General features: G+C 63.3%; 15 protein-coding genes and 1 tRNA gene. 10 read left to right on the top strand and 6 right to left on the bottom strand.

The genetic code is table 11. From position 1 onward, the window contains the following. The first annotated feature begins 4 nt into the window (after positions 1-4). Entirely contained in the window at positions 5-880 is an 876-nt protein-coding gene (locus AB7290_RS39915) for an amidohydrolase family protein (RefSeq protein ID WP_085400896.1), read from the top strand. Between the two features lie 12 nt (positions 881-892). Here the strand turns inward: AB7290_RS39915 and AB7290_RS39910 are convergent, their stop codons facing one another. The 3 genes from AB7290_RS39910 to AB7290_RS39900 form a co-directional block, all read right to left on the bottom strand. Next, a complete protein-coding gene (locus AB7290_RS39910; protein WP_085400898.1) occupies positions 893-1,900 on the bottom strand; it encodes an LLM class flavin-dependent oxidoreductase in 1,008 nt (335 codons plus the stop codon). Positions 1,901-2,208: 308 nt separating this feature from the next. Continuing rightward, positions 2,209-2,427, bottom strand: coding sequence for a hypothetical protein (locus AB7290_RS39905; protein WP_028151408.1), 219 nt, complete (start codon positions 2,425-2,427; stop codon positions 2,209-2,211). A 58-nt stretch (positions 2,428-2,485) separates the two neighbouring features. Then, the gene (locus tag AB7290_RS39900; RefSeq protein ID WP_161495807.1) at positions 2,486-2,653 is read right to left on the bottom strand and encodes a hypothetical protein; all 168 of its coding nucleotides are present in this window, start codon (positions 2,651-2,653) and stop codon (positions 2,486-2,488) included. 170 nt (positions 2,654-2,823) lie between these two features. Between AB7290_RS39900 and AB7290_RS39895 the strand changes: the two genes are divergently transcribed. Further along, complete coding sequence (locus AB7290_RS39895; protein WP_085400900.1) at positions 2,824-3,063, top strand: hypothetical protein; 240 nt, start codon at positions 2,824-2,826, stop codon at positions 3,061-3,063. Further along, positions 3,060-3,509 carry a DUF3085 domain-containing protein gene (locus AB7290_RS39890; protein ID WP_071909249.1) on the top strand — a complete coding sequence of 150 codons (450 nt, stop codon included), beginning with the start codon at positions 3,060-3,062 and terminating at the stop codon, positions 3,507-3,509. The genes AB7290_RS39895 and AB7290_RS39890 overlap by 4 nt, the downstream gene beginning before the upstream one ends. A 13-nt stretch (positions 3,510-3,522) precedes the next feature. Here AB7290_RS39890 and AB7290_RS39885 read toward each other — a convergent pair whose 3' ends face one another. Next, positions 3,523-5,277, bottom strand: a complete 1,755-nt coding sequence (locus AB7290_RS39885) for a SulP family inorganic anion transporter (protein WP_085400902.1) — start codon at positions 5,275-5,277, stop codon at positions 3,523-3,525. A gap of 371 nt (positions 5,278-5,648) precedes the next feature. On the opposite strand from AB7290_RS39885, the gene AB7290_RS39880 reads away from it, so the two are divergent. From AB7290_RS39880 to AB7290_RS39870, 3 genes are all read left to right on the top strand, one after another. Then, positions 5,649-6,137: a Twin-arginine translocation pathway signal gene (locus tag AB7290_RS39880; protein WP_085400903.1), complete on the top strand. Its 489-nt coding sequence runs from the start codon at positions 5,649-5,651 to the stop codon at positions 6,135-6,137. A gap of 11 nt (positions 6,138-6,148) precedes the next feature. Then, complete coding sequence (locus AB7290_RS39875) at positions 6,149-6,787, top strand: ferric reductase-like transmembrane domain-containing protein (RefSeq protein ID WP_085400905.1); 639 nt, start codon at positions 6,149-6,151, stop codon at positions 6,785-6,787. Positions 6,788-6,983: 196 nt separating this feature from the next. Continuing rightward, positions 6,984-7,472 (top strand): cyclic nucleotide-binding domain-containing protein, encoded by a 489-nt coding sequence (locus tag AB7290_RS39870; RefSeq protein WP_071909253.1) that lies wholly within the window; start codon positions 6,984-6,986, stop codon positions 7,470-7,472. 96 nt (positions 7,473-7,568) lie between these two features. Here AB7290_RS39870 and AB7290_RS39865 read toward each other — a convergent pair whose 3' ends face one another. After that, entirely contained in the window at positions 7,569-8,060 is a 492-nt protein-coding gene (locus AB7290_RS39865; RefSeq protein ID WP_094184040.1) for a septal ring lytic transglycosylase RlpA family protein, read from the bottom strand. Between the two features lie 1,102 nt (positions 8,061-9,162). Between AB7290_RS39865 and AB7290_RS39860 the strand changes: the two genes are divergently transcribed. Beyond that, on the top strand, positions 9,163-10,182 hold the full coding sequence (locus tag AB7290_RS39860) for an outer membrane protein (RefSeq protein ID WP_245344060.1): 1,020 nt from the start codon (positions 9,163-9,165) through the stop codon (positions 10,180-10,182). Positions 10,183-10,282: 100 nt separating this feature from the next. On the opposite strand, the gene AB7290_RS39855 is transcribed toward AB7290_RS39860, so the two are convergent. Then, a tRNA-Thr gene (locus AB7290_RS39855) sits at positions 10,283-10,357 on the bottom strand. A 317-nt stretch (positions 10,358-10,674) separates the two neighbouring features. Here AB7290_RS39855 and AB7290_RS39850 point away from each other — a divergent pair. The 3 genes from AB7290_RS39850 to AB7290_RS39840 all read left to right on the top strand — a co-directional run bounded on the left by AB7290_RS39850 (position 10,675) and on the right by AB7290_RS39840 (position 13,045). Then, the gene (locus AB7290_RS39850) at positions 10,675-10,863 is read left to right on the top strand and encodes a hypothetical protein (RefSeq protein ID WP_028159142.1); all 189 of its coding nucleotides are present in this window, start codon (positions 10,675-10,677) and stop codon (positions 10,861-10,863) included. Between the two features lie 40 nt (positions 10,864-10,903). Then, entirely contained in the window at positions 10,904-12,610 is a 1,707-nt protein-coding gene (locus tag AB7290_RS39845; protein ID WP_085400907.1) for an FAD-dependent oxidoreductase, read from the top strand. Positions 12,611-12,736: 126 nt separating this feature from the next. Beyond that, entirely contained in the window at positions 12,737-13,045 is a 309-nt protein-coding gene (locus AB7290_RS39840) for an EthD family reductase (protein WP_085400908.1), read from the top strand. Positions 13,046-13,087: the final 42 nt, after the last annotated feature.

The raw sequence follows: 13,087 nt of genomic DNA, 5'->3' as shown, positions 1-13,087 counted from the left end.
TTGCATGCCGACCTATCTGCCGTTCGATCCGAACCCCCGCCGCCCGGTCAAGGCGCCGCCGCCGAAGACTGTCGACAGCCAGTTTCACGTGCTCGGACCCATCGACAAATATCCGGAGCGCCCCGGCGCGGCCTATCGGATGCCGAGCGCGACCTGGGAAGCAGCGCTGCGCGTGCACAAGACGCTCGGCATCGAGCGCGGCATCATCGTGCAGACCACGACCTATGGTGCGGATCATTCCGTCGTGCTCGACGGCCTCGCCGCGATGGGCCCGAATTATCGCGGCTGCGCCAACGCACTGGTGTTCGCGGAGGCGAACGACGCTTATCTCGCCAAGCTGCATGACGCGGGCGTGCGCGGCGCGCGCTTCAGTTTCCGCCAGGAGCTCGGCGCCGTGCTGTCGGACGCCGATTTCGCCCGCGCCATCGCGCGCATCCGCGAGCTCGGCTGGTACGTGAAGATCCAGCCCGAGAAGGACGGCATCGTCTCCAGCGTCGCCAAGTACGAGAATCTCGACGTTCCGGTGCTGATCGACCACATGGCGCGGCCCGATCCGGAAGCCGGCAAGGCCGACCCGAACCTGCGCAAGATGCTCGAGCTGCTCGCCAAGGGCAATTTCTGGGTGATGCTGTCGCTCGGCGAGAAGACCTCGAAGGCCGGCCCGCCTTACGACGACGTCATCCCGATCGCGCACGCCTATATCGAGGCCGCAATCGACCGCTGCGTCTGGGCCAGCGACTGGCCGCATCCCGTCTCCGTCAAGCAGCCGCCCAACGACGCCGACCTGCTCGAGCTGATGTATCGCTACGTGCCCGACCAGGCCGAGCTGGAGAAGATCCTGGTGCACAATCCGGCAAAGCTGTTCGGCTTTCCGGACTAGGGCGGACTTGATTCACACCGCCGGCTGCTTCGCCAACCTATCCCGCACCTCGGCTGCGATCTCGAACGAGCGCAGCCGCGCGGCGTGATCGTAGATCTGGCCTGTTGTCATCAGCTCGTCCGCGCCGGTCTCGGCGATTAGCGCCTTCAGCCTGTCCTCGACCACGGCAGGCGAGCCGACGGCGGAGCAGGACAGCGACTGGCCGACCATGGCCTTCTCGGCCGGCGACCACAGCGCATCCATGTCGTCGACCGGCGGCGGCAGCGGGCCGGGCGTGCCGCGGCGCAGATTGATGAACTGCTGCTGAAGCGAGGAGAACATCCGCTGCGCCTCCGCGTCGCTCTCGGCGGCGAACACGTTGACGCCGACCATCGCATAGGGTTTGTCGAGCTGCGCCGACGGCTCGAAGCGCGCCCGATATTCGCGCAGCGCCGGCATCATCATTTGAGGCGCGAAATGCGAGGCGAACGCGAAGGGCAGCCCGAGCATCGCGGCAAGCTGCGCGCCGAAGGTGCTCGATCCCAGGATCCAGAGCGGCACCTTCGTCCCAAAGCCGGGCACGGCGCGGATCGCCTGGTTCGGCTGGACATCACCGAGCAGCGCCTGCAACTCCAGCACGTCGTGTGGAAAGTTTTCGGAACTCGTCGCGAGGTCGCGCCGCAATGCCCGCGCCGTGAACTGATCGGTGCCCGGCGCGCGGCCGAGCCCGAGATCGATCCGCCCGGGATAGAGCGACTCCAGCGTGCCAAACTGCTCGGCGATGACCAGCGGCGAATGGTTCGGCAGCATGATCCCGCCGGACCCGACCCGGATCGTCCTGGTCCCGCCCGCGACATGTCCGATCACCACCGACGTTGCCGCGCTGGCGATGCCCGTCATGTTGTGATGCTCGGCCAGCCAGAACCGCTTAAAACCCCAGCGTTCGGCATGCTGGGCGAGATCGAGCGAATTGCGAAATGCCTGCGCCGCATCGCCACCTCTTCGGATGGGAGCGAGGTCGAGCACGGAGAAGGGGATCATGGTGGGTACCGGGTGGGTGTGCGATGTGCGCTGCGGCCTCACATGTAGTGGCTTAATATGGAAATGTTAGCGCGGCCGTAGCGCGCAAATGCAATCCAAACCTGCTGTGCTAACGTCAGAAACGACGTAGCGGGCCAGGATTTACCTTTTTGCTTCTCAAGAGCGAAATCGTCCTCCGTTTACTAGTTTTGGCTCCATCTCGTGAATTGTTCTGCCGTTCCTATTCCACGTCTCTGGGGTCGAGGGACGAACCTCCATGATTGTCGGTTCGGTCGAGATGTGGCCGGCACCTTTCCCGTTGGCAGCAGCTACAGCAAGCCGCGCTTGTGCTGGATGATGATGATAACGCGAATGATGCAGTCCGATACTGACTCGCCGGGCCGGCGTGCCTTGTGCAGCATTTGCCACGTCACCTCATCGATCTGTATCTGCCATTTGCCGCTTGCCAGGCGTTGTCCAGTATCGTCGGACGGGAACTCGGCCGCAATCAGAGCGCGGCACTCGTCGGTGATTTCAATTTCCGGCATAGTTGGTCGTTCTCGCGGACGGTGTGCTCGCGTGCAGCCCTCGCCCGATCCGGAGAGATCAGCCAGTTAAATCGCGGTAACAACCGATCCAGCCGAAGCCGATGCCGATCGTCCTGACCATGGACGATGAGCGCGACATCTGGACGCAGTCGCGGTAGGGCGCTGCGGCGCCACCAGTGGATGCTTGCTGAATATTGAGGGACGCGGCGCTGACAAGAAGGATCATTCAATGGCTTGGGTCTCGTTCGCGCAGCCGTGACGCTTGAGTCGTCGGGCTCCCGTCGTCGCCGGACATTGCCGATCCTTCACAACCTTAATGCGATTTAACGAGGTTTCCGTAAGCGGTGTGGGTAAACCGCGAGTTGCGGGGGCATCCTCCAGACACGAGATGACGCCGTGAAGTTTGACGAACAGGAACGCACCGCGCTGACGGACGCTGGGTTTTCCGTCGCCGACAACAGCAAGGCTGCCTACGTCGAAGCCGTCGTGGTGATCGCCGCGTACGACGCCGAAACCTATTGGCTGACGTTCGCCCTGCCGAATGATGCCCAGATCGTGTGCGTTGTGCCACGCGACCAGATTGCCGACGCGATCGCAACTCGTAACTACGCAGCTCGGCGGAACCAACTTCAGTGAAGCTGACCTTCCCTCATGCGAGGCTGAAGGCGCTCTGGAACGAGGCCGTCCGGCAATGGCCGGTTTCGGTGCGAGCCATGAACGGTCGAGATTCGCCCGGTTTCTGGCTTGTCGGTGGCCAAGGCATCTATCTCGTGCATAACGGCGCCAGGCCTCGGGGCAGCGTGACTCTGGCCTACGCAAACGAATGCGACCCGGTCAGGGTGCCGGTCCAAAGTTGGTTGGGTATCAAGCGCGCCATCTTCGGCGATAACGATGGGAGGGAATTCGTCGATCTGGTGATGATCGGCACTGCCGTCGATGCCGGCGCCGACCTCGAGGTGACCTTCGAGCCCGACACGATGACGGTGGCTGTCGTCGAAAAAGGGACGGCGAGCATACGACTGCAATCGCTGCGCATCCGGGACAAAAATGATACCACGTCAGGACGCAGTTGTCGGGTTTGAGTCTGAATCTCGGCTAAGGACCAGACGCGGTATCTTGGCCCGCTACTCTCTCCAAGCCCTGCACATCGTCGTCCTCCCAGTCCTCCCATTCCACGTTGTTGGTTTCGAGATAGCGGGCGACGGCTACGCCGATTGTCGGGAAGAAGTAATTCTCTCCAAGCTGCGCGAAGAGGCCAAATCTTTTCAGCTTGTCCTTCACGGGATCTTTGAGTTCGGCAAAACAAAACTCTATGCCTTGCGCGTGCAACGATCGGTCCAGTTCGGCAACCACGTCGCAGGCGGTGACGTCTACGCTCGTGACCGGCTCCGCGGCAACAACTAGCCAACGCACGGGTGTTGGCGATGTCGCTACGGCATCCAGGACGCGTTCCCTGAAGAATTCGGCGTTGGCAAAAAACAGAGGTGCATCCCAGCGAAACAGGACCAGCCCGGGGACCCGGCGCGCATCCGGATATCGTGTGATGTCGTGATAGCCTTTGACGCCGTGGGCGCGCCCCAATACGGCGGAGTGTGGGCGCCAACCGTCCCACAGGAACTCGATGATAGCGATTGCGATCGCAAGACCAATTCCTGGAATGACTCCGAGCACTGCTACGCCGACAAAGCAGACGATCGCCAGCCAGAATTCCCACCGCTGAATGCGATAGATTCGTTTGAGGTCGGCAACTTCAATCAAGCCAATCGCCGATGCGATGACGACGGCGGCCAATGCGGCGGTGGGTAAATGTTGGAGCAGGCTCGGCGCGACCAGGAGGAGCAACGCGATGGCAAGCGCGCCTACGACGCTGGTGAGTTGAGTGCGGGCACCGGCGGCTTCCGCAACGGGTGTCCGTGAACTACTGCTGCTGATCGGGAAGCCCTGGAAAAATCCCGTCGCCAGATTGGCGGCACCGAGCCCGACCATCTCTTGGTTGGGATCGACCCGAGACCCCAATCGCGCAGCATAGGCACGTGAAAGTACGCTCGTATCGGCAAACGAAACCATCGCTACTGCACAACCGCCGATCAGCACCGGCACGAGGTCGCTGGAGGTGATCCATGGGACAACGAAACCCGGCAGGCCCTGGGGAAGGGGGCCCAGCACCTTGACGCCGTATTGCGTCCCGAGATCAAGCACCCCGACGACGAGCGTAGCCCCAACGACCGCAATCAGAAGGCCCGGTACCCGCTTGTTGTTCCTGAGAAGCAGGATCACGATCAACGTGGCGAGGCCAATCGCGAACGCGACCCAGTTTATCTGCCCCCCAAGGATCGCGCTGACAATCGCCCACAGGCTTCGCAGTGGCCCCTCGCTCTCGATGGAAAAGCCGAAGAGCTTGGGCAGCTGGCTGATCAATACGGTCAGGGCAATTCCGTTCATATACCCGTAGCGTATCGGCTTCGAGAGAAGCTCGGTGATAAAGCCAAGGCGCGCGACACCTGCCAGGATACAGACCGTCCCTGAGACAATCGCCATCATGCCCGCGAGTGTCACGGCCCGCAGGGGATCGCCCTGAGCCAAGGGAGCGATGACTCCAAGGAGTATTGCCGCCAGCGCCGAGTCCGGGCCAAGGACGAGAATGCGGCTTGGGCCGAACAGCGCGTAGGCCAGCAGCGGCACGATCGTTGCGTACAAACCGTAGATGCCCGGCAGGCCCGATGCAGCTGCATAGGCAATGCCGACCGGGACCAGCATTGTCGCCAGGACGATGCCGGCGAAGATATCGTGCGGAAGCCATGCTGCTTCATATTGACGGAGAGTGTCGAGTCCGGGCAACCAGCGCTTCATTGATGGTCTCTCCCAGCCCGCATTGAGCAAGTTTGCCCCGCATGATGTGTTGGACCGATCAGGCTATTACGCCCGCAGCAGGCTGAACAGTGGCCCGGCGCTATGGCCGAAGCAGCACAGCGGGCCATGGGTGCCAGCCGGCACCAAGTCTTCCCTGCACCCTCTTCACGGACGAGCGGGAAGGACCAAAACCGAACTCGGGCGTTTCATGCCGCGAGAATGGCGTTCGTTCGCGGCTGTTTGAGTGGCCGGCACCTCCGTTCACAACCCTGTTATTGCGACCCATGGCGCCCTTTGTCTCAACTGGGCGTTTTGCGCCTGTTGTTGTACCCTTGGTGAAACAACTGCTGGGGTCGCGAGGAGGAACTGACATGACCATGGTCGTACTCAACCGACGCTATCTCCTCGCCGCCGGCGGCTCGGTCCTGGCGGCCGGGGTGTCCGGGCTCCTGTTGCCGGCCCGTGCCGAAGGCCTCGCACCGACCGAGTCGATGTCGGGTGGCGCGAACAATTACCGGAAGGGCGCGGCGATCGTGGACCGGATCGGCAAGGGCGGCTTCTGGATGAGCGGCACCGTACGCCGCGCAGGCGACGGGGCGCCGCTCGCCGGGCAGCGCATCCAGATCTGGGCGCACACGACCGAAGGGCAGGAGCAGGAGCCGCAGAGTCATGGCGCCACGCTCACCGACAAGGACGGCAAGTTCCGGCTCGAGATGCCGCAGATCATTCCGATCTTCGGCCAGCCGCACGGTCACCTCGCCTATGACAGCGGCGAGTTCAAGACCGTCTTTCTGCGGCCGGTGATGCGGAGCGCGAAGGAGACGAGCCTGGAAGCGCACTTCGTCCTGCAGCCGGGCTGACCGGGTTGCGAATGAAGGGGTGGAGACTGGCCCGGGTGATCCTGATCTGGGTCGCCCTTGCTTTGGCAATTGGCGTGCCGATCGCCGCGGCAGCGGGAAGCGAGCAGCTCGCATGGCGCGGTTCGCTTTACATCCTGGCCGGGTTTGCGGGGATTGTTGCCCTCGGCCTCGTGCTCGTTCAGCCCCTGCTGATCGGCGGATATCTGCCGGGATTTCCGGCCTATCGCGGACGGCGCGCACATCACTGGATTGGCGGCGCGCTGGTCGCAGCGATCGTGATCCATGTCGTTGGCCTCTGGATCACCAGCCCGCCCGACATGATCGACGCGCTGACTTTCTCATCGCCGACGCCGTTCTCTCCCTTTGGCGTGACCGCGATGTGGGCCATCTTCGCGGTCGCGCTTTTGGCCGCCCTGCGCCGGCGATTGGGACTGCGACCACGAACCTGGCGCTTCATTCACATGCCGCTGGCGATCGTCATCGTCGCAGGCAGCGTGGTCCATTGCCTGCTAATCGAGGGGACGATGGAGACGATCTCTAAGGCGGCACTCTGCGCGCTCGTCCTCGCGGCAACCGTAAAAGTCATGATCGACCTGCAGGTGTGGCGAAAGCGAAGGACCTTGCGCGGCGAGAGCACTGCGCCGCGGTGATATGGCCGCGCGTAGCGCGTAGTAGAGCGAAGCGAAACCCATCGCACTTTGTCCGCGCGGAAGCATGATGGGTTTCGCAAGCGCTCTACCATCCTACGAAACTTTTGCTGACCGCCTTGTTCAAACACGTTCGGCGTCGTCAGCGCCGATCTCCGCTCCGCTTGTCGCAGATAGCGACGGGGCGTATCCTAGCGCGATGGTTGTCAGTGCCCCCGAGCTGAAAACGTTCCTGCTCGCGACGCCGTTCTTCGGCGGTCTTCCGGACCCGAGCCTCGACCTGCTGATTTCGATGCTGGTCGAGTGCCGCTTTGATGCCGGCGCGACCGTCGTGGCGGAAAGCGAGCCGGGACGCTCGCTGTTCATCGTCAAGTCCGGCCGGCTGGCGGTGAGCAAGCGGGCGAACTCGGGGAACGTCATCCCGATTTCCGTTCTGGAGGCTGGCGATTTCTTCGGTGAAATGACGCTGATTGAAATGCAGAATCGCTCCGCCACGGTGGTCGCGGAGAGTCCGACGGTGCTGTACGAGCTGACGGCGCAAAAGCTCTACGCTTGCTACAAGGCCGATATCCACGCCTATGTGATCGTCCTGCAGAACGTCAATCGAGAGCTATGCCGGCGGCTGCGCCGTGCCGACGATCGCCTCACCGGACACCAGGCGGACGAAGACGAAACCCCCGCGAGATGACTGTGCTTCTCTGCGCCGCCGCAAGTTCGCTCCGCGGCTGACGGTCCCGGATTACGCTCGCGCTCCATCCGGGCCACGCCACTTCGCGTGGGACGTTCAGCCCACCGGTCCCGGGATCCAATCGTCCCCTGAAAGTGGGATCACCCTTACGCCAACAATGACTCCGAGTTCCAGGCTTGGATCGAAATGGCGCATCGTCCGCTCGTTGAGGTCGATGATGCGGCCAGGCCTTAATGGCCCCACGTCATTTATCTTGACGATGACCTTCTTGCCGACGGCCTCGACGAGCGCATATTTCGGCCTCGCGCCAAATTGGACCCCACCAAATTTCCCGCGCAAATTCGTCTTGATGGCAGCCGCCCAGACAGAGGGATCATAGCGCTCGCCGGAGGCTGTGTTCGGACCGCCCTCTTCCTTGCCGGGCTTGAACGGATTGTACATGGATGCGGCGCCAACGATCGCCTCCCCGGAGGCGGCATCGACGACGGCGCTTGAGTGAACTTCACACGCTTCACTTCGATCAACGGGAACAGAAACGGCAAGCGCAACCAGGGCGCCGCAAATTGCGGCGCTCGAGCGGAACAGCATTATAACTCCTGTGATTTTTTCGATCGTCCGGTTCCGACACCGCAAACATGGTCAAGCGAACGCGGAAGCGTTCACGAACTTGCACCAGTGCTTTGCGGATTCGAGCCAACCCCTGGCTACGGAACCGATGTGCGAACCAGAGCGGTCCGCACGCAGTGTTTTAGGTTGTCCCCGACTAAGACAGAGAATGCGTCAGCAGCATGACCTGATGGAACCTGCGGCGAGTGACAAATGCGATGTCGCCAAAAGCCGACACGCTCGCGCTAATTGATGCGTCGGGCAAAACACCCGCCGCTCGCACAAACCCGTCAATCCTCTTCAGTAAAAATATTCCACTTTACCGAAATTCGGAATTGCGGCATTCTCTCCGCCATCCCGGCCCGAGAAGAGGGGCGATCGTACGTCGTCACGAACGTGGGCCGGGGTGCGGTGGACGCGGCAGTGCCGGGCACGCGAATGCGGGACCAGGGCGAGATGAACCTCGTGAGGGCCTTGACTGCGTGCGGGACGGACGGCGCCTGTGTCCGGCGAAGCCCTTGGGCGGAGCTGGATCGCTGCGTACGGCGAAAACGCGTGGTCCTGACCGTCGTTGCTACGGTCAAGCCTTGCGGAGATGGATCGGGGCTCTACCGGGTTTCGAGGCATCGCCAATTCGCGAGGTGACGGAGGCCAGAAGGAACTCGGCTCCGGGGAGAGCGCGCATAAGCCGTCAGACCATCGCGCAGGGAAGGCCGGGTGTTTTTCCGGCCCACCTGTTTCCCGCCTGCGCATTTGCGTGTGCAAATTCCTGGCGCAGCGGATCATGGGTGCCAGCCGGCACCCGGCCTTCCCTGCGCCCTCTTCACGGAAGAGAGCGAAAGAGGAGAGCAAAACTCGGGCGTTTCATGCCGCGAGAATGCCGCTTCATGCGTGAATTGAGAATCGTGTTGCCCGATGGGATTGATCGAGACGCGGGGTGCGTGTCGCTCAAAATCCACATGCGTTCGTAATCGCCAGCTTAGGTGCCTCAAACGGTCGCATCCGCGGACGCGATATCTTTGCGATGGCCTGACCAGGTTCCATAGTGTCAGCGATGATTTGCAACCGAGGGGCGGGGTATCAAATGACAGCGCGTAAATGTTTCATCGTGGCCGCGGGATTGATGACGGCGAGCGCCGCCCATGCCGAGGACGTTCCCTCCAACGCCGAACTGTTTCGCATGCTGAAAGCGCAGCAGCAGACCATCTCCGAGCTGCGCGCCGAATTGAAGGAGGCCAAACAGGAGCGGCGCACGGTCACTCCGCGAGAGGCGACTGCACCGGCAGCCAAGCCAGCCGGACGCGACGCCGCGAGGGAGACGGTTGCGGTAGCACCGCCCGCGCAGGCTTATGCGATGTACAACAAGGGACCCGCAGTCGTGCCGGCGCGCACCGGCGGTGCCTATGTCGGTGTGTTCGGTGGCGGCGGCAGTCGCGGCGGCACTGACGTCAGCCAGCTCGGCACCGTCTTTTTCGTTGAGGCCGTCGGGGGCCCCTTGGCTGTCGACGCCACAGGGCGGACCAGCAGCGGCGGCGTCGGGTTCGGTGGCGCGCATCTCGGTTATGAATGGTCGTATGGTACGTATCTGCGGCCCGCTTTGGAGATCGAAGGTTTCTATCTGGCAGGTAACCAGCCGCGTGCGACGTTGGTGACCCCCACAGACCGATTTGCAGAGCACTCCTTCGACACGACTTTCCCGACGCGCACCACGGTGCTGCTGGCGAACATGGTTGTCGGTTTCAACACGCCCTATCAAGGCATCACGCCCTATATCGGTGGCGGGATCGGGGCCGCGAACGTCTCCATCAACGGCGCCACGTCCACACAGACCGACCCGGCCGAGCCTGGCATCAACCACTTCAACGCGCGTCCGGACTCCTCAGCCTGGACCTTTGCGGCACAGGCCAAGGCCGGTGCGCGCTTCGCCCTCGGCAACAGCGGCGCTTACCTGTTCGGCGAGTACCGCTATCTGTACGTCGGCGATGTGAATCAGGTTTTCGGCTCCACCGTGAATCCCGCTCATGCTGCGACCAGCCCGTGGACGGCCAGCTTCGGCGGCACATCGCACCATCTCGCAGCCGGCGGCATCGGCTTCGGCTTCTAGCTGAGCTCGATCACTGCGAGAATCGGAGGGGGCGGACGACACGTCCGGCCCCTCCCAGGAGGCAACCGGGCAACGGAAGAAGGCGATTTTCTGAGGAAACTGGTGCTGCCAGACAGGATTGAACTGTCGACCTCTCCATTACCAATGGAGTGCTCTACCACTGAGCTACGGCAGCATGTGCTGGGATGAGAATCGGCCGCCAAGGGGGCCTACCAAGCGGGCCGATATCTGCCACAAGCCCCCCTCCTGTGCAAGCTTGCTAGCTCCGCCAAAACGAGAAAATCGGGTCGATATCGGGGCCAAAATGCCCGTTTTCAGGTGAAAGTACCGACTTTCCGCCGATTTCGGTTCCGATATCCCCGGCCAACTGGCCAGTTGGCCGCGGCATGGCATTCGGCCCATTTTGGATTTCGCACGAACAGTTCGTGAGGGGCCTCTTGAGCTGCCGCATTCTCCGGGCATGTTATCGCGGATCGCTGGTATGGACCGCTAATGGCTGACGAGAACGACAAGAGCACGAGACAGGCGAGGGGGGCGCGGGACGACCGGCTGAAATCGGCGCTGCGCGAAAACCTGAAGCGACGGAAAGTGCAGGCGCGCGAACGCGCCGCAATCACCGACCCCTCGCAGAACGACGATGCTTCCCTAGATGAGGGGACCGCCGGCAAGACCGGCGATTGAAGTCTGGCGATTAGATTTTTTGGAGTGCATGGACGTGGCAATGGGGCAGGACGAGCAGCAACGAGACGATGGTGACGCGCAGATGTCGCGGTTCACGCGCCCTGAGCAGACCTTTCCGGCGCTGACATCGGCCGAGATCGAGCGCATGCGGAATTTCGGCGAGGTCCGCACCTACGCTGACGGCGAATTCCTATTCGAGACCGGCAAGCCCGGACCGGGCATGTTCGTCGTGCTGAAGGGCCACGTCGCCATCACCCAGCGCGACGGGCTCGGCAATGTCACGCCGCTGATCGACCAGGGGCCGGGGCAATTTCTGGCCGAGCTCAGCCAGCTCTCGGGCCGGCCGGCGCTGGTCGACGGCCGCGCCGAAGGCGAGGTCGAGACGCTGCTGCTGCCGCCGCCCCGCCTGCGCGCGCTGCTGGTCGCCGAGGCCGAGCTCGGCGAGCGCATCATGCGCGCGCTGATCCTGCGCCGGGTCAATCTGCTTCAGGCCGGCGTCGGCGGTGTGGTGCTGATCGGTCCCTCGTATTCGGCCGGCGTGGTGCGCTTGCAGGGCTTCCTCACCCGCAACGGCCAGCCGCATCATCTGCTCGATCCCGAGCGTGACCGCGACGCCGCCGAGGTGATCGCGCGCTATTCGCCGAAGCCGGAAGACTGGCCGCTGGTCGTCGCGGCGAGCGGCGAGGTGCTGCGCAACCCCAGCGAAACCGAGGTTGCGCGCGCGATCGGCATGATCGGCGGCCCCCGCAACGACCGCATCTACGATGTCGCGATCGTCGGCTGCGGACCCGCGGGGCTGGCGACCGCGGTGTATGCCGCCTCCGAAGGGCTTTCGGTCGCCGTGCTCGACACCCGCGCCTTCGGCGGCCAGGCCGGCGCCAGCGCGCGCATCGAAAACTATCTGGGCTTTCCGACCGGCATTTCCGGCCAGGCCCTGACCGCGCGCGCGTTCAACCAGGCGCAGAAGTTCGGCGCCGACATCATGATCCCCGTCACGGTGAAGTCGCTCGACTGCACGCGCCGGGACGGCGCCTTTGCGGTGACGCTCGACGGCAGCGATCCCTTGCGTTCGCGCGCAGTCGTGGTTGCGAGCGGCGCGCGTTATCGCCGCCCCGAGATCGAGAACCTCGACAAGTTCGAGGGCCGCGGCGTCTGGTATTGGGCCTCTCCGGTCGAGGCGCGGCTCTGCGCCGGCGAGGAGGTGGCCCTGGTCGGCGCCGGCAATTCGGCGGGCCAGGCGGCCGTGTTCCTGTCGGGACACGCCAAGAAGGTGCTGATGATCATCCGCGGCGGCGGGCTTGGGGCCAGCATGTCGCGCTATCTCATCGAGCGCATCGAAGCGACACCCAACATCGAATTGATGTTCAACACCGAGATCACCGCGCTCGAGGGCGACGAGGCTTCGCTGCTGCGGCGCATCCGCTGGAAGAGCCGGCTGTCGAGCGATGAAGACTCCGCCGACATCAAGAATCTCTTTTTGTTCGTCGGTGCCGATCCCGCCACCAGCTGGCTCGACGGCTGCGGCGTCACGCTCGATCGCGGCGGCTTCGTCGTGACGGGCGCGCAGTCCGAGCTGAACCAGGGCAAGCTGGTGGCCCCACTGGAGACCTCGGTGCCCGGCGTCTACGCGGTCGGCGACGTCCGCTCCGGCTCGGTCAAGCGCGTCGGCGGCGCCATTGGCGAAGGCGCGCAGGTCGTGGCCTCCCTGCACGGCTATCTCGGCGACGCCGCAAAACCGGCGCTTTAGTCAAGGACAAGACAAGCAGACGGCAAGCGGAATCTCACTTGCCATCTTGCCGTGTCCCACGGACTATCGCCCCGTCGCGAGGCCAATCGCGCGTGGAAGAACAAAAGATTCACAAGGGAGGACTAAATGGCCGAACTCGTCGTGCTCTACAAGACGCCCAAGGACGCCGCCGCCTTCGACAAGCATTATGCCGAGATCCACATTCCGCTCGCGAAGAAACTTCCCGGCCTGAAGAAATACGCCGTCAGTACGGGCGCAGTCGGCTCGCCCGCCGGACCATCGGGCGTCCACCTCGTCGCCATTCTCAGCTTCGACAGCGTGGGCGACATCCAGAAGGCCTTCGGCAGCGAAGCTGGCAAGGCGGCCGCGGGCGACGTGCCGAAATTCGCCAGCGGCGGCGCCGATCTGCTGATCTTCGACACCAAGGAAGTCTGAGCGCGCGCGAAGCGTCTCGCCAAATTCGATTCAACTTTCGTC

The organism is Bradyrhizobium sp. 613_E4_N2_2 (genome assembly GCF_052075995.1).
GTDB lineage: Bacteria > Pseudomonadota > Alphaproteobacteria > Rhizobiales > Xanthobacteraceae > Bradyrhizobium > Bradyrhizobium barranii.
Note: the sequence above shows the minus strand (reverse complement) of the source record. Positions and strands in the feature narration are given on the sequence as shown.

Coding starts and splice junctions, on each gene's coding strand:
- AB7290_RS39915 (WP_085400896.1), top strand. CDS start 5: ATGCCGACCTATCTGCCGTTCGATCCGAACCCCCGCCGCCCGGTCAAG.
- AB7290_RS39910 (WP_085400898.1), bottom strand. CDS start 1,900: ATGATCCCCTTCTCCGTGCTCGACCTCGCTCCCATCCGAAGAGGTGGC.
- AB7290_RS39905 (WP_028151408.1), bottom strand. CDS start 2,427: ATGCCGGAAATTGAAATCACCGACGAGTGCCGCGCTCTGATTGCGGCC.
- AB7290_RS39900 (WP_161495807.1), bottom strand. CDS start 2,653: ATGATCCTTCTTGTCAGCGCCGCGTCCCTCAATATTCAGCAAGCATCC.
- AB7290_RS39885 (WP_085400902.1), bottom strand. CDS start 5,277: ATGAAGCGCTGGTTGCCCGGACTCGACACTCTCCGTCAATATGAAGCA.
- AB7290_RS39880 (WP_085400903.1), top strand. CDS start 5,649: ATGACCATGGTCGTACTCAACCGACGCTATCTCCTCGCCGCCGGCGGC.
- AB7290_RS39875 (WP_085400905.1), top strand. CDS start 6,149: ATGAAGGGGTGGAGACTGGCCCGGGTGATCCTGATCTGGGTCGCCCTT.
- AB7290_RS39870 (WP_071909253.1), top strand. CDS start 6,984: ATGGTTGTCAGTGCCCCCGAGCTGAAAACGTTCCTGCTCGCGACGCCG.
- AB7290_RS39865 (WP_094184040.1), bottom strand. CDS start 8,060: ATGCTGTTCCGCTCGAGCGCCGCAATTTGCGGCGCCCTGGTTGCGCTT.
- AB7290_RS39860 (WP_245344060.1), top strand. CDS start 9,163: ATGACAGCGCGTAAATGTTTCATCGTGGCCGCGGGATTGATGACGGCG.
- AB7290_RS39850 (WP_028159142.1), top strand. CDS start 10,675: ATGGCTGACGAGAACGACAAGAGCACGAGACAGGCGAGGGGGGCGCGG.
- AB7290_RS39845 (WP_085400907.1), top strand. CDS start 10,904: ATGGGGCAGGACGAGCAGCAACGAGACGATGGTGACGCGCAGATGTCG.
- AB7290_RS39840 (WP_085400908.1), top strand. CDS start 12,737: ATGGCCGAACTCGTCGTGCTCTACAAGACGCCCAAGGACGCCGCCGCC.